The sequence below is a fragment of the Ruegeria sp. AD9 genome, assembly GCF_056542305.1.
Genome location: NZ_JBQFZP010000011.1, coordinates 75,173 through 89,199, shown reverse-complemented (window position 1 = coordinate 89,199; position 14,027 = coordinate 75,173). Strand labels below are relative to the sequence as shown.

General features: G+C 56.7%; 15 protein-coding genes. 8 read left to right on the top strand and 7 right to left on the bottom strand.

Annotated features, from left to right (window positions below):
- Position 1: 1 nt before the first annotated feature.
- From ACR0AM_RS15580 to ACR0AM_RS15570, 3 genes are all read left to right on the top strand, one after another.
- Positions 2-715: an ABC transporter ATP-binding protein gene (locus ACR0AM_RS15580; protein WP_480477790.1), complete on the top strand. Its 714-nt coding sequence runs from the start codon at positions 2-4 to the stop codon at positions 713-715.
- The gene (locus tag ACR0AM_RS15575) at positions 712-1,113 is read left to right on the top strand and encodes a hypothetical protein (RefSeq protein ID WP_480477792.1); all 402 of its coding nucleotides are present in this window, start codon (positions 712-714) and stop codon (positions 1,111-1,113) included. Before ACR0AM_RS15580 ends, ACR0AM_RS15575 begins: the two co-directional genes overlap by 4 nt.
- Before the next feature lie 160 nt (positions 1,114-1,273).
- Complete coding sequence (locus tag ACR0AM_RS15570) at positions 1,274-1,495, top strand: hypothetical protein (RefSeq protein ID WP_480623408.1); 222 nt, start codon at positions 1,274-1,276, stop codon at positions 1,493-1,495.
- 29 nt (positions 1,496-1,524) lie between these two features.
- Here ACR0AM_RS15570 and ACR0AM_RS15565 read toward each other — a convergent pair whose 3' ends face one another.
- The gene (locus ACR0AM_RS15565; RefSeq protein WP_480477796.1) at positions 1,525-1,995 is read right to left on the bottom strand and encodes a MaoC family dehydratase; all 471 of its coding nucleotides are present in this window, start codon (positions 1,993-1,995) and stop codon (positions 1,525-1,527) included.
- Positions 1,992-3,008 (bottom strand): aldo/keto reductase, encoded by a 1,017-nt coding sequence (locus ACR0AM_RS15560; protein ID WP_480623407.1) that lies wholly within the window; start codon positions 3,006-3,008, stop codon positions 1,992-1,994. Before ACR0AM_RS15560 ends, ACR0AM_RS15565 begins: the two co-directional genes overlap by 4 nt.
- 175 nt (positions 3,009-3,183) lie before the next feature.
- Between ACR0AM_RS15560 and ACR0AM_RS15555 the strand changes: the two genes are divergently transcribed.
- From ACR0AM_RS15555 to ACR0AM_RS15540, 4 genes are read left to right on the top strand one after another with little or no spacing between them, the layout of a single operon-like run.
- Entirely contained in the window at positions 3,184-4,329 is a 1,146-nt protein-coding gene (locus ACR0AM_RS15555) for an acyl-CoA dehydrogenase family protein (protein ID WP_480623406.1), read from the top strand.
- A complete protein-coding gene (locus ACR0AM_RS15550) occupies positions 4,326-5,096 on the top strand; it encodes a 3-ketoacyl-ACP reductase (protein ID WP_480623405.1) in 771 nt (256 codons plus the stop codon). The genes ACR0AM_RS15555 and ACR0AM_RS15550 overlap by 4 nt, the downstream gene beginning before the upstream one ends.
- 9 nt (positions 5,097-5,105) lie before the next feature.
- Complete coding sequence (locus ACR0AM_RS15545; protein WP_480623404.1) at positions 5,106-6,254, top strand: dihydrodipicolinate synthase family protein; 1,149 nt, start codon at positions 5,106-5,108, stop codon at positions 6,252-6,254.
- A 4-nt stretch (positions 6,255-6,258) separates the two neighbouring features.
- Complete coding sequence (locus ACR0AM_RS15540; protein WP_480623403.1) at positions 6,259-7,119, top strand: sugar phosphate isomerase/epimerase family protein; 861 nt, start codon at positions 6,259-6,261, stop codon at positions 7,117-7,119.
- A gap of 68 nt (positions 7,120-7,187) precedes the next feature.
- Here ACR0AM_RS15540 and ACR0AM_RS15535 read toward each other — a convergent pair whose 3' ends face one another.
- From ACR0AM_RS15535 to ACR0AM_RS15525, 3 genes are read right to left on the bottom strand one after another with little or no spacing between them, the layout of a single operon-like run.
- Positions 7,188-7,499, bottom strand: a complete 312-nt coding sequence (locus ACR0AM_RS15535) for a Dabb family protein (protein ID WP_480623402.1) — start codon at positions 7,497-7,499, stop codon at positions 7,188-7,190.
- A gap of 25 nt (positions 7,500-7,524) precedes the next feature.
- Positions 7,525-8,289: an enoyl-CoA hydratase/isomerase family protein gene (locus tag ACR0AM_RS15530; protein WP_480623401.1), complete on the bottom strand. Its 765-nt coding sequence runs from the start codon at positions 8,287-8,289 to the stop codon at positions 7,525-7,527.
- A complete protein-coding gene (locus tag ACR0AM_RS15525) occupies positions 8,289-9,869 on the bottom strand; it encodes an acyl CoA:acetate/3-ketoacid CoA transferase (RefSeq protein ID WP_480623400.1) in 1,581 nt (526 codons plus the stop codon). The genes ACR0AM_RS15530 and ACR0AM_RS15525 overlap by 1 nt, the downstream gene beginning before the upstream one ends.
- Before the next feature lie 144 nt (positions 9,870-10,013).
- Here ACR0AM_RS15525 and ACR0AM_RS15520 point away from each other — a divergent pair, with 144 nt between their 5' ends.
- Positions 10,014-10,832 (top strand): aldo/keto reductase, encoded by an 819-nt coding sequence (locus ACR0AM_RS15520; RefSeq protein WP_480623399.1) that lies wholly within the window; start codon positions 10,014-10,016, stop codon positions 10,830-10,832.
- Positions 10,833-10,907: 75 nt separating this feature from the next.
- On the opposite strand, the gene ACR0AM_RS15515 is transcribed toward ACR0AM_RS15520, so the two are convergent.
- Positions 10,908-12,509 (bottom strand): GMC family oxidoreductase, encoded by a 1,602-nt coding sequence (locus ACR0AM_RS15515; RefSeq protein WP_480623398.1) that lies wholly within the window; start codon positions 12,507-12,509, stop codon positions 10,908-10,910.
- Positions 12,509-14,011, bottom strand: coding sequence for an aldehyde dehydrogenase family protein (locus tag ACR0AM_RS15510; protein WP_480623397.1), 1,503 nt, complete (start codon positions 14,009-14,011; stop codon positions 12,509-12,511). The genes ACR0AM_RS15515 and ACR0AM_RS15510 overlap by 1 nt, the downstream gene beginning before the upstream one ends.
- Between the last annotated feature and the right edge of the window lie 16 nt (positions 14,012-14,027).

Sequence of the window (14,027 nt, the reverse complement as noted above, 5' to 3'; positions counted from 1 at the left end):
CATGCTCAATGATCCGCGCCGCGTGATTGTAGATGTTACCAATGTCTCCAAGCACTTTGGCGAAGGTGATGCTCGCGTCGACGCATTGAAGGGTGTTGATCTGTCAGTCCAGGCAGGCGAAGTCGTGGCACTACTCGGCCCGTCTGGATCGGGTAAAACGACGCTTCTGAATGTCATTGGCTGCATCATTGCTCCGAGTACGGGGAAGGTTACGCTGGACAATGAGGTGGTTTACGACAAGCAATGGCTGCGAAACGATCTGCGCAAGCTACGGCTCGACAAGATCGGGTTTATCTTTCAGTTCCATAATCTTCTGCCATTTCTCGATGCCAAAGATAACGTTGCCCTGGTGCTGAAACTGGCTGGAAAATCGACGATCGAAGCGCAAAGGCGCGCTATCGAACTGCTGGACTATCTGGAGGTCGGTCACCGCAGGGATGCGATGCCCGCGCTTCTGTCCGGAGGTGAGGCGCAGCGTGTGGCCATCGCACGCGCCCTTGCCAACAGCCCGCGCATCATTCTGGCAGATGAACCAACTGCGGCGCTTGACAGCCAGCGGGCCGGGATCGTGATGGACTTGATGCGCAAGCTCGCGGCTGAGCAAGACGCCTGCATCATCGCTGTGACACATGATGAAAAGATTTATGACCGGTTCGACAAGCTGTTCCACCTGCGCGACGGCCTACTTGATGGAACGGAAGGGGGCGTGACATGAGAAATGCGACCCTTGGCAACCGCGCCCTGAAAGTAGCGTCAAGCGTAGCATTAGTTTTCGGCGCGTTGACCGTATTCTCAGGCGGGTGGGCCTTGTTTGGTGGCGAGGAAGCACGCACCGCCGTTGGCGATGCGGTGCCCTTCGTGCTGTGGTTCAACTTTCTGGCGGGGTTCGCCTATGTCGTGGCCGGTATTGGGCTGTTTCTTCGGCACCGGTCAGCGGCCTGGATATCAACAGGCATTCTGGTTGCCACCGTTCTGGTTTTCCTGGCCTTCGGCGTTCATGTGTTGCAAGGCAACGCCTACGAGATGCGCACGGTTGGTGCGATGACCCTTCGCGCGGGTGTCTGGTTAGCCATTTCTGTTGTGGCTTGGATACATATCTTGCGAACGGATTGACCCTGGCAGACCCTGATTTCCCGGCCGTAGAATAATTGGTGAAATCCAACGTCGCTTCACACATGGGACACGGCCTGGACAATGAATACATGACCGCTCTGTTCGGCTCTCGGTCATTGAGATGGTGTACCGCGTTCCTGATCACCGTCCTCTCAGAGTAATGGCCCAACTGAAGCGCTCAACCAAGCTCTTCATGGAAGAAACACCTACGGCAGTCATCGCGCCACTGATCGAGATCTGCAAAACCAACGGGATCGCGGTCGCCAAAATAATCGCGAAGCGGCTTTTTTTATACCACGAGGTCTGGCTTTCGGCTATTTGCCGAGATTGCGGGATAGGTGTGCCCGGTAAGTCGCTGCTTCTGGCCGCTCAAAAAGTTTGACACATCCGTGATGTCGACATGTCCGCACATCAATCTTGATGAAGGTGCAGATCAAAGATCAACTCATTGGTTCCCTGCTGAACTCTCAGATCATCTTGATTGAAAACATCAAACTGAAATTCAATGATCCCGCGTTTTCCCGATGTCGTAATGCGTTTTGAGACGACGATCAGATCAGCCCGGATCGTGTCACCTGCGAAGACGGGTTTCTCGAACCGCCAGTTCCACCCGAGCGACGCCAAGCCATCGGGTTTTGCTTGAGACTGAAACTTGAGCCCATCAACCACTGACAGCACAAGAAGGCCATGCGCAACGCGGGCTTTGAACCCCCGCCGCCGGGCTGCGTCATCGTCGAGATGAAGCTCATATTCATCTCTGGTCAGCGCGGCAAAAGCGGCAATGCGATCCGCAGAAATCTCTGCGGACCCCGTTTTCATGACATCCCCGACCGTTAGATCGTGATAGCCATATCTTCCTGCCGGCAGCGCAGTTCGCTTCATTCCGGGACTGGGGCGCCTTCTCGAAGAAGCCCCTTTGCCTTGAGGTCAGACCAAAACTCTGCGGGAGTGTCGTGGCTGAACCAGTTGAGGTTCTGGTCCAGCTGCTCGACCGTGCGGGTCCCGGCCAGAAAACTGGGGACTGCCGGGTGCGCCACAACAAATTGCAGTGCGGCTGCGGGCAAGGGCACGTTGTATTCCGCGCAAACAGCTTCGATCTTGGCGACTTTTCCCATGATCTCGGCTGGTGCTGGGGCGTAGTTGTACTTGGCCCCCTCCTTGGCACCAGTCGCCAGAATGCCGGAATTGAAGCCACCGCCAACAACCACCGCCGCGCCGCGCTCCTCGCAAAGTGGCAGGAATTTATCCAGCGCATCCTGTTCCAGCAAGGTGTAGCGCCCCGCCAGCAGGAAGCAGTCGAAGTCACGCTGCTCAAGCGCGGCGTGGCAGACTTCCCACTCGTTCACACCAACACCGATTGCTTTAACAACGCCTTGGTCGCGCAGGCTTTCCAGCGCTTTCCACGCACCATCCATAGCTTGTCTGAACACTTCGGGCTGTTCGTCACCGCGCGTGAAGACATCGATATCGTGAATGAAACAGATATCCATCCGCTCCAAAGCCATCCGCTGCAAGCTGTCTTCAAACGACCGCATGACGCCGTCGTAAGTGTAATCAAAATGCATCGTGAACGGCGCTGCGTTAGTCCACGGAGCGAAATCGATATCCTGACGTCGCTCAGGCTTCAGCACGCGCCCCACTTTGGACGACAGGATGAAGTCGCCACGGTTCTTCCATCGCAAACTATAACCGGTCCGCATTTCCGAAAGGCCGTGGCCGTACATCGGTGCCGTGTCAAAATACCGAACACCCTTGTCCCAGGCATGCTGGATCATCGAATCCGATGTTTCTTCGTCGATTTCACGAAAGATGTTACCGATTGGCGCTGTGCCAAATCCAAAGGCGGTCACCTCTAGATCGACCCTACCAAATTTGTTTTTTGCATTCGGATTCATGCGAGCCTCCCATTGGCAAACCGGAACCAGGAAAGCGACCGGGTTGCGTATCTCTGTTGTTTATTAAGTAACTGTTTGGTTATTTATCCTAATTTTTCAACCCGATCAAGCCACTTGACGAAGGCGGGTCCGACAACGTATTAGTAACCGATTAGTTACATCTTGAGGCACAGTTATGTTTCTGACGGAAACCCACATTCAAGTCCGTGATATGACCCGGCAGTTCGCAGAGGATGTAATCCGCCCCGTGGCGGAAGAACTGGATCGGGACTCTCGCTTTCCGGCGGAAATTTATGATCAGATGGCCGAACTTGGCCTGTTTGGCATTGGTGTTCCCGAAGAGCTGGGCGGGCCTGGTTTTGACACCGTAACCTACGCGCTGGTGATGGAGGAGCTGTCCCGCGGCTACGCATCGATCGCAGATCAGTGCGGCCTGCTTGAGCTGGTTACAACCTTGCTGGTGCGTCACGGAACGGCGGAACAGCAGCAGAAATGGCTGGGCAATCTGCTGGCCGCCAAATTGCGGCCAGCCTATTGCATCACCGAACCCGAGGCGGGCACTGACGTGTCGGGTATCCGCACCACTGCGGTACGCGATGGTGATGGATGGGTTTTGAACGGCGGCAAAATCTGGATTCACAACGCACCTGTTGCGGATTTGGGTTTTGTTCTGGCCCGAACAGACCCCAAAGCGGGACATCGCGGCATGTCCATCTTTGTGGTCGACCTGCACGCCGACGGCGTTTCGCGAGGTTCGAAAGAGCTCAAAATGGGCCAGCGCGCCAGTCAGGTAGGACCTTTGTCATTCGACAATGTACGTCTGCCCGCTGATGCATTGTTGGGCACCGAAGGGCGCGGCTTTCACATGATGATGAGCGTGCTCGACAAGGGTCGGGTCGGCATTGCGGCGCTGGCCGTCGGAATAGGCCAAGCAGGTCTGGAAGCCGCCACCGATTACGCGCAGCAGCGCAAACAATTCAACAAACCCATCTCGGATTTTCAGGGCGTTCAGTGGTTGCTGGCTGACATCGCCAAGGATGTCGAAGCGGCCCGGCTGCTGGTTCACTCAGCCGCCTACAAAATCGACACGGGCCAAGATGCAATAAAGGCCTGTTCAATGGCCAAATGCTTTGCCGGTGATATGGCTGTACAGCGCTCATCGGATGCTGTGCAGGTATTTGGAGGGTCCGGGTATATCCGTGGATTTGAGGTGGAACGCCTGTATCGCGATGCGAAAATTACCCAGATTTATGAGGGCACAAACCAGATTCAGCGTATGATCATAGCTCGGGAGTTGCTGACAAAAGGGGCAGCAACATGAGCGCGCACGCAGCACTTGTAACCGGGTCCTCCCGGGGGATCGGCCTTGCGGCAGCCTTAGCTTTGGCGCGCGAAGGTTTTGCCATCGCCGTCAACGGTCCCCAATTGGACGACGAACTGAGCGCCGCCGTGGACAGGATCCGCGCAATTGGCGTTCCCGTTGTCGCCGCCGCTTTTGACGTTTCGAACACCGCCATCCACAATGAGCAATTGGCAGCCGTCGAGGCAGCAATCGGGCCTCTGACGACACTGGTCAACAATGCTGGCGTCGGTGTGATGCAAAGGGGAGATCTGCTGGACGTCTCCGAAGAAAGCTATGATCGCTGCATGTCCGTGAACACAAAGGCGATGTTCTTTCTGTCGCAAGCCTTTGCCAGACGCCTTTTGGCGCGGGATCGGGACACGGAGACATTTCACAGCATCGTCAACGTGACCTCCTCGAACGCGGTGGCTGTTGCGACCCCGCGGGCAGAATATTGCGCCTCGAAGGCTGCTGCCGCCATGATTTCCAAGACCTTCGCAGTGCGGCTCGGGCCCGAAAACATTGCGGTTTACGACGTCCAGCCCGGCCTGATCGCCACCGACATGACAGCCCCGGTGATCGAGCAGTACGACCAGCGCGCCAAGGACGGGCTGACTTTGTTCCCCAGGGTGGGTCACCCCGATGAGATGGGTAAGATCATCGCCTCTCTGGCCAGCGGCAAACTTCCTTATACAACCGGACAGGTAATCTCGGCGGATGCCGGGATGCTTGTTCCCCGTTACTGAGGTCACCCGATGAAGATCAGGCTTCCCGACACAACTGGCAAATTGCTTGACTACGCATTAGTCGGAACACCCGTCTCGCCCTCGAAACTGACACCCAATTCGGCCCGGGTTTTGTATTCTGCCGCGCATGTGGTGGCCGACCCGTTTGGCGATCACGACCCGACAGGCCCTGCCCATGTGGACTGGGACAAGACGATGGAGTTCCGTCACTATCTTGCCGGTATGGGTATGGGTATTGCCGAGGCGATGGATACCGCCCAGCGCGGCATGGGTCTGGACTGGAAGGGCGCGCTGGAACTGATCCGCCGCACCAGGGAAGAATTGCCGGATGCGCTGGTCGCCAATGGCTGCGGCACTGATCATCTGGATCCTGCCGATGCGCGCTGTCTGGACGATGTGCGCCGCGCTTATCTGGAACAGGTCGAAGCAATTCAGAAACTCGGCGGCCGCATCATCCTGATGGCGTCGCGCGCCTTGGCGAAGGTTGCTACCAGACCCGAAGACTATGTCTCGGTATATAGTGACGTGCTGTCCGCCTGCGATCAGCCCGTAATCCTGCACTGGCTGGGCGAGATGTTCGACCCCCAGCTGGCCGGGTATTGGGGGACCAACAGTTTCGATACCGCACTTGAAACCGCGCTGAACGTTATTAGCGGCAATGTGGACAAGGTCGAGGGCATCAAGATCTCGCTACTTGACGCCGAGAAAGAGATCGTCATGCGCCGTCTTCTGCCCGATGGCGTGAAAATGTATACGGGTGATGATTTCAACTATCCCGAATTAATCGAAGGCGACGAACAGGGCTATTCCCACGCCTTGCTTGGTATCTTTGACCCGTTGGCCCCGGCAGCGGCCTATGCAGTCAGCAAACTCAGCGAGGGTGACGCCAAAACCTTCCGTGCCACGCTTGATCCCACCGTGCCGCTGGCACGTCATGTCTTCCGCGCCCCAACGCAATACTACAAAACCGGTGTTGTCTTTCTGGCCTGGCTCAATGGTTTTCAGGACCATTTCATCATGTTGAACGGCGCACAGGCGACGCGGTCCCTGCCCTATTTCTCTGATTGCTTCAAAATGGCGGATGCGTGTGGCTTGTTGCGCAGTCCGGATCTGGCCGTCGAGCGGATGGAAAACTTGCTGAACCTATACGGAGTCTGAGGGGATGCGCGACTTCTCGCAGGATCATTCCGCGCTGGCCCTAAACACGGCGACCCTTGGCCACAATCTTGACGGCCATGGTGCTGGATGGTCCCCCGAGCGTGTCATCCATGCCTGTGCCGAGCGGGGATATGGCGGCATCACCTTCTGGCGGCGCGAACTGGACGGGCGTGAAGCCGAGATCGGGCAGCGTGTTCGCGATGCGGGCATGCAGGTCGCGGGTCTGTGCCGAACACCTTTTCTGACCGGCCCATTGGCGTTGCCAACCGATCAGCAGATCATGGATGATTTCCACCTGTCCATTGATCAGGCTGCGGCCTTGGGAACCTCGGTGCTGACCATTGTAACCGGTGGCCCGGAACCGGGCACCAAGGGTGTTCTGGAAAGCCAGAAAATCCTTGCCAACCGCGTTGGCCGCGCAGCTCCTTATGCGGCAGAGCGCGGGGTTCAACTGGCGCTGGAGCCGCTCAATCCGGCGACTGCGGGCAACCGGACCTGTCTTATGACTGCCGCTGACGCGTTGAACGTCTGCGACGCGGTTGGGGCCGACAATGTGGGCGTGGCGATCGATGTCTATCACGTTTGGTGGGACACGACACTGGCCGAAACGCTGACCACCCGCGCGAAGGGTCGCATTCTGGGATATCACCTGTGTGATTGGCTGGCCGATACGACGGATGTACTGTTGGACCGGGGCATGATGGGTGACGGGGTAGCCGATCTGCCCGCGCTGCGTAGTGCAGTCGAAGCTGCCGGTTATGCCGGTCTGTGCGAAGTCGAGGTTTTTTCGGCTGACAACTGGTGGAAGCGCGACCCAAACGAAGTTCTGGACACAGTCGTTGACCGTTTTCGAAGCTGTTGCTGAGTGGAAAACTGCTCGCGCAGCCCGTCCAGATTATCACCCACTACATCGAAAAAAGGCAGTTTCCCACATTACAGTTCAATGTCACATACAAAGACACCGTCTGGACCACCGGCGACTTTTGCCACGATACGGCTTCCGATTTCCTGATGCGTCGGGTCAACTAGATAAGCATCCCGGACAGTAGCATCACGAAAATCAAACCAGAACATATCATCGAACCCGCGAACCAGGTCCGTCTCGACCGAGACATTCTTTCGACTTTGGAAATCCAAAACACCGTCAATTCGATCCTTGAGGCTCTCAAGGTCCTGATACAGCGCTGTTTTTTGGTCTTCTGACACGTCGACTTCAAAACGCAGGTGAACAAGGTGACGTATCATTTTGGGCTTGCCTTTCATCGAGCTGTTACCAGAATTTAGCTTTTTTGCGGTCCTTGAAGGCGGACAGGCCGGTTTGCAGCTCGGGTTGTGCGGCAGCAATACGACCGGCGAGCGCCTCAAAGACACGCTCGCGCTCTTCTCCTTCGGCGGCATTGATCAGCATCTTCACCAACTCAGTTGCAACAGGCCCGCGATGGCGCATGCTCTTGGCCAAGGCGTCGGCGGTCGCCAGACCCTCGCCCTTTTCAACCACCCGATCGACGATCCCTGCCGCCAGCGCGGCTTCCGCCGAAAACTCTTCACCGAAGATGGCCATGCGCCGCACAATCTGAGCACCAAACCGGCGCACCGCCCGCTGAGTTCCGGACCAGCCGGGGATTATACCAAGCGCGGGCTCGGGTTGCCCGACCCGTATGTGGGATTCTGCGATGCGATAGTCTGCGCATGCCGCCAGTTCAAGTCCGCCGCCCAAAACATGGCCGTTCAGCACAGCTATCACCGGTTGCCGCAGGCGTGAAAGCGCGTCCAGCGCCTGATGCCCGTCCCGTAGCCAATGTCGACTAAACCCGTCCGGAGGTCGGCTTGCCCAGGCGTCGATGTCGCCGCCCGCACAAAACGCCTTGCCCACGCCGGTCAGGACAACAACATGCGCATCGCCGGCATGTTCGATCTGTCGGCAGAGGACCAAAAGATCGTCCATCATGGCTTCATTGATCGCATTCAGCCGGTCAGGCCGGTTAATGGTCAGCCGTGCGACACCGTCCTCGATCTTCAGCAGAAAGTGCTCCATCAAGTCGCCTGCAATTGCAGACCCATCGGGGCCGGATCAAACAGGTCTGCATCCATTGTTGCCAAGTCATCCGAAACCAACAACCGGGTGGCCGCCTGATCCAGAACGTCTTGTTTCAGATCCACGCCTGGCGCGATTTCGGTCACCATCAGGCCACGTTCCGTGAGTTTGATCACACAGCGCTCGGTCACATAGGTCACGTCCTGCCCCTGTGCATTTGCGCGAATGCCGGAAAATGAGATCTGGTCGACCTCGTGAACAAATTTCGCGACCTTACCCTCTTGCAGGATTTTCAATTGCCCTGCTTCAATAGTCATTCTTGCCCCGGCATTGAAATTGCCAGAGAAAACGATCTTCCGGGCCCGCGCTGTTATATCAACAAAACCACCCGCCCCGGCCGTTCTGTGGGGAATAGCGGACAGGCGTGAAACATTGACAGAGCCGGTCCTGTCAACCTCAAGGAACGACAGGAGCGAGGCGTCAAACCCACCCGCCTGAAAATAGCAAAACTGATGAGGCGACGGGACGAAGGCCTCGGCGTTGGCAGAACAACCGAACTTGAAATCCAGCAATGGCACGCCACCAACCGCACCCTGTTCGATCATCCAGGTAACCGACCCATGCAGCCCCTCCTCAACGAGAATGCGAGGGACATTGGCCGAGATGCCAAAACCGATATTCACGGCCCAGCCGTCTTTCAGTTCTTTCGCAACCCGGCGTGCGATGACCTTCCCGACGTTGAATTCCGCCATGCGGAAACTTTCAATGGGACGCGTCAGTTCACCTGAAATTGCCGGGTCGTATTCTGTCGCCGTCGTCTGCAACTGATCCGGGGCCTCGACAATTGCGTCAACCAGAATGCCCGGCACATGGACATCGTGGGGCCGAATGCTGCTGGCGGCAGCGATGCGCTTGGCCTGGGCGATCACGACACCGCCGTTGTTCCGCGCAGCCAGCGCCATTTCCATTGCCCCCAAATAAGCGCCTTCGTGCTCAAAACTCAGATTGCCCTTTTCGTCAGCGGTGGTGGCGCGAATTATCGCCACGTTTGGGGCCATGGATTTGAAATACAGCCAATCCTCACCTTCGAACTCCATACGTTTGACGATTGGTTCGGCACGGGCTGCATCGTTCATGGCGCAACCTTCGATGTCAGGGTCCACAAATGTATCCATCCCTACCTTGGTCAAAACACCAGGCCGCTTAGCCGCTGCTTCACGCAACATGTCAAAGATGATGCCCGACGGGACATTATAGGCGCGCACCTGTTCGCTTGTGATCATTTGCCAGATCAGCGGCGGTTCGGCCTTGCTGGGACCTGACGGGTACGAGCCGCCAATGATCCGGGTCAACAGACCGGGTTTTGCGATGTGATCCACGCCTTTGGTGCCAAACATATCTCCAGCCGCGATAGGATGGATCGTCGTCAGGCTACTCGGCGCACCTTCCTCGTCAAAGCGTTCGCCCAGACCTTTGAGAATCGCATCGGGGCAGCACAGTCCGCTTGACGAGTTTATTGCCACTGTCGCCCCGTCAGGAACAAGGTTTGCTGCTTCGCGTGCCGTCATCTGCTTTTTCATGCGATCCTCACGAAAGTAACTAACTGGTTATATGTATGCCTTGGCAGACTACCAAAATCAACCAGAATTAGTCACACAGCAGAATTGACCTGACATAAAGTAACCATTAAGTTACTTAATAACTCGAGATCAGGAAGGACCGCTATGAATATTTACTTTCAAAACACCAATCAGCGTACTTTTGGCACATTCCCACTAACCGGAAACGAACTTCGGGACGCCATGATGATCGCGGCAGAGGTCGGGTATCGCTCGTTCGACACAGCACAAATGTATGAAAACGAAAAAGAAACCGGAGACGCGCTGGCTGAACTCGGTCTAGCCCGCAGCGAGGTTTGCGTCACCACAAAGGTCCATCCCGACAATTTCGGCGCTGCGGCGTTTCTACCGTCCGTTGAGGAAAGCCTGAAGAAACTGCGACTGGATTACGCCGACGTTTTGCTTTTGCACTGGCCTCCAATCGGCGGCGACATCGCGCCATCCCTCAAACAGTTGGAACTAGCACATGCAAATGGGCTGGCCAGGAATATCGGTGTTTCGAATTACACGGCGCAGATGATGCGGGACGCAACCAAAATCATCGATACGCCGTTGGTAACGAACCAGGTCGAGTTCCATCCGTTGCTGAATCAGGATATCCTGCTTGCAGCGGCCAGTGAAACCGGGATTCCACTTTCCTCTTATTGCTCGGTTGCGCGTGGCGAAGTCTTCAAACATCCGATCTTTGCCGAAATCGGTGAAGGTTATGGAAAGACCGCAGGTCAGGTAGTGTTGCGGTGGATTCTGCAAAAAGGCGTCTCGATCAACACGATGTCCACCAAACGCGCCAATATTCAGGCTAATTTCGAAGTAATGGACTTTACGCTTTCCAGCATTGACATGGATCGGGTTGATGCCATGACCCGGGCCGGCTACCGGATTGTCAGCGAAGATCTGGTGCCTTGGGCGCCTGAATGGGACTAAACAAAAAAAACGGCGGTGCCGCTATTAGGCACCGCCAGTTCGGGGAGTTATCCAAGCCTTTGAGAGCGGAATAGCTTAGCAATTACCCCTGATTATGTCAGAAGCTTTCTCTGCCATCATTATTGTCGGGGCATTGGTGTTTGATCCGATCAGGCTGGGCATTGCCGAGCTGTCGCAAATTCGCAACCCTTCAATCCCATGCACGCGCATCCGCGGATCGACCACCGCCATCTCATCCACGCCCATCTTACAGGTGCATGTGGGGTGGTAGGATGTACGCCCGTATTGCCGTGCATAAGCTTCGAACTCGGTGTGCGTCCTGACACTGTCATCCGGGAACCGGATCTTGCGGATATATCTCTGCAGGCTTTTCTGCCGGAAGATCTCGACACTTTGTTTCACTCCCTCGATCGAGGTTTTCAGGTCATCGGGATGCCCAAGGAAGTTGGGGTCAACGAGCGGCATGTCCTCGACCCGGTTTGAGCGCAGCCGCACAGTACCTCGTGCCTTGGGACGCAAGGTGTAGGAGTTCAGTGTGATACCCGAGCTGCCTTTGGGAACACTTGGCACACCGGCCTCGGCACCGGCGCCGGCCAGGAAATGAAACTGCAAATCAGGCTGACTTTCGGACCTGTCACCGTACCAGAATGCGCCACCTTCCACCACGTTCGATGCCACCGGCCCTGACCCGAACAAGTAATATTGAATCCCGGCCCACATCGCCCAGTGCGGTTTGTTGTATTTGTCGAGGCTTTGATGCCCATTCAACTCTGCCACGATATCAATGCCGAAATGGTCATTCAGGTTTTCACCTACTCCCGGCAGATCTTGTTTGACCTCGATCCCATGCGCGCGCAGATGCGCGGCCGGACCAAGGCCTGACAGCATCATCAGTTTGGGTGTGCCGATCGCACCAGACGTCACCAGAACCTCCTGATCGACCGCCACCCGCCGCATCTGTCCACTCTTGTCGTATTCAACACCGGTCGCACGCCCACCTTCGATCAAAATGCGATGCACCTGGCAGCCGGTTTCAACGGACAGGTTTGGTCGTGATAGCGCCGGTTTCAGGTAACCCACCGCCGCCGAACAGCGTTTCGCGTTCCATATCGTGGTCTGATAGACACCCGCCCCTTCTTGAACCGCGCCATTGAAGTCAGGATTATAGGGAATGCCCGCCTCCTGACAGGAACGCACAAAGGCACGCGTCATTTCCTGTGGCGAAGCGATATTCGATACGCCCAATGGGCCTTCGGTCCCGTGCCAGTCACCAGACAGAATTGCATTGCGTTCCGAGCGGACAAAATACTTCTGGATTTCCTTGAACGACCAGCCCTCGCAGCCTTCTTCCTTGGCCCAGCGATCATAGTCGATGGGGTTGCCTCGGGTGAACACCTCGGCATTGATCGAGCTGCCACCGCCGATCACCCGACCCTGAGCATAGGGAATCTCGCGGTTGTTGGCGTTGACCTGCGGAACTGTGGTAAAACCCCACGTGTGGGGACCGTCAGTCATCTTGGCAAAACCCACAGGCATGTGGATCAGCGGATGGCTGTCCTTGCCGCCAGCCTCCAGTAGCAGAACCCTGGCCGCGCTGTCTTCGGTCAGGCGGTTCGCCAGAACGCATCCGGCCGAGCCACCGCCGACGATAACATAGTCATATCTAGTTTCAGCCATCACTCCACCCAATGCGTCCGCTTGCCGATCTCGATATGGATCGATTTGACCTGCGTATATTCCTCGACCCCGTGCATTCCGGCCTCACGCCCCCAGCCGGACGCCTTGAAACCTCCAATCGGCAGTTCCGGTCCCCCGGCCAAAGTGGTGTTAACCCAAAACCGGCCCGCCTGAACCCGACGCGAGACGGTCAGTGCCGTGTCGATATTCTTGGTCCAGACACTCGCGGCCAGCCCATATTCCGTATCGTTGGCAATCGCGATTGCGTCGTCAATCGTATCGAACGGAATCACGCACAGGACGGGGCCGAAAATCTCTTCCTGGGCAATCGCCATGTCCATCGTGACATTGGTGAAGACAGCCGGGTCGATATACTGGCCACCGGAAATCTCGGGCGTGGTTCCGCCTGTCAGCAGCGTCGCCCCTTCTTCCTGGCCTTTTGCGATGTAAGACAGGATAGTGCGGTTCTGCGCATCCGTAGTAATTGCTCCGGCCTGAGTGTTTTCATCCAGTGGATCGCCAACACGTACCTTCCGTAGCTTGTCTGCCACTTGGTTTGAAAACTCCTCCGCGACCGATCGTTCGACCAGAAGGCGGGCACCGGATACGCAGCATTGCCCGGTATTGAACGCGATACCAAAGGCAACGCCGTCGGCGGCATCCTCCAGATCGGCATCCGCAAACACGATTTGCGGGTTTTTGCCGCCAAGTTCCAACCCCAGCTTCTTGAAGTTGCTCTGGCCAGACGCCGCAACCACCGACCGGCCGACGGCAGTCGAGCCGGTGAAAGACAGCATGTCGACATCCATATGCTCGGCCAGTTTCTGGCCAATCACACTGCCCGCGCCGGTGACGACATTAAAAACCCCGTCAGGCAACCCGGCCTCACTGAGAATTTCCGCAAGAAGCAGGGTTGTTGCGCTGGTCACCTCGGAAGGCTTGGCGACAATCGTACAGCCAGTGGCAAGGATATACGGCACCCTCTCGCAAAGGATCAGAAACGGAAAATTCCAGGGCGTGATAAGTCCGACGACACCCACGGGTTCACGGGCGACGATACCCATTGCCCCGTCGCCGCTGTTGTTGAAGCTGTCACCATGCAACGCGCGCGCAAGGCCTGAGGCAAACTCGAACATCCCGACACAGCCCTGAACTTCGGCCCGCGCCTGACTGATTGGCTTGCCGTTTTCCAGCGTTTCCCAATAGGCAATCTCATCTGTACGAGTGCGGATCAGCTCTGCCGCCTTCAGAAGTACTGCGGCGCGATCAGCGCCGGACAGACCACACCAGCGACGATCATCAAACGCATTCCTGGCCGAAGCGACAATCGCGTTCAGATCGTCCTCGGTGCAGCGGGGGATGCGGGTCACCGGAACGCCATGACCGGGTGAGGATCGTTCGAATACCTCACGGTCTCCGGCAGGCACCCATTGCCCATCCAGAAAAAAGCCAAACTCCCGCGGCTCAGACGGCGGTGTCAGAATGTGGCTCTTTTGATCCATTTGATGTGCTCCATAG

What these genes read in the sequence shown, in the direction of transcription:
- ACR0AM_RS15550 (WP_480623405.1), top strand. Translation starts at nt 4,326, where the DNA reads ATGAGCGCGCACGCAGCACTTGTAACCGGGTCCTCCCGGGGGATCGGC.
- ACR0AM_RS15535 (WP_480623402.1), bottom strand. Translation starts at nt 7,499, where the DNA reads ATGATACGTCACCTTGTTCACCTGCGTTTTGAAGTCGACGTGTCAGAA.
- ACR0AM_RS15555 (WP_480623406.1), top strand. Translation starts at nt 3,184, where the DNA reads ATGTTTCTGACGGAAACCCACATTCAAGTCCGTGATATGACCCGGCAG.
- ACR0AM_RS15520 (WP_480623399.1), top strand. Translation starts at nt 10,014, where the DNA reads ATGAATATTTACTTTCAAAACACCAATCAGCGTACTTTTGGCACATTC.
- ACR0AM_RS15560 (WP_480623407.1), bottom strand. Translation starts at nt 3,008, where the DNA reads ATGAATCCGAATGCAAAAAACAAATTTGGTAGGGTCGATCTAGAGGTG.
- ACR0AM_RS15545 (WP_480623404.1), top strand. Translation starts at nt 5,106, where the DNA reads ATGAAGATCAGGCTTCCCGACACAACTGGCAAATTGCTTGACTACGCA.
- ACR0AM_RS15525 (WP_480623400.1), bottom strand. Translation starts at nt 9,869, where the DNA reads ATGAAAAAGCAGATGACGGCACGCGAAGCAGCAAACCTTGTTCCTGAC.
- ACR0AM_RS15575 (WP_480477792.1), top strand. Translation starts at nt 712, where the DNA reads ATGAGAAATGCGACCCTTGGCAACCGCGCCCTGAAAGTAGCGTCAAGC.
- ACR0AM_RS15570 (WP_480623408.1), top strand. Translation starts at nt 1,274, where the DNA reads ATGGCCCAACTGAAGCGCTCAACCAAGCTCTTCATGGAAGAAACACCT.
- ACR0AM_RS15580 (WP_480477790.1), top strand. Translation starts at nt 2, where the DNA reads ATGCTCAATGATCCGCGCCGCGTGATTGTAGATGTTACCAATGTCTCC.
- ACR0AM_RS15510 (WP_480623397.1), bottom strand. Translation starts at nt 14,011, where the DNA reads ATGGATCAAAAGAGCCACATTCTGACACCGCCGTCTGAGCCGCGGGAG.
- ACR0AM_RS15565 (WP_480477796.1), bottom strand. Translation starts at nt 1,995, where the DNA reads ATGAAGCGAACTGCGCTGCCGGCAGGAAGATATGGCTATCACGATCTA.
- ACR0AM_RS15530 (WP_480623401.1), bottom strand. Translation starts at nt 8,289, where the DNA reads ATGGAGCACTTTCTGCTGAAGATCGAGGACGGTGTCGCACGGCTGACC.
- ACR0AM_RS15515 (WP_480623398.1), bottom strand. Translation starts at nt 12,509, where the DNA reads ATGGCTGAAACTAGATATGACTATGTTATCGTCGGCGGTGGCTCGGCC.
- ACR0AM_RS15540 (WP_480623403.1), top strand. Translation starts at nt 6,259, where the DNA reads ATGCGCGACTTCTCGCAGGATCATTCCGCGCTGGCCCTAAACACGGCG.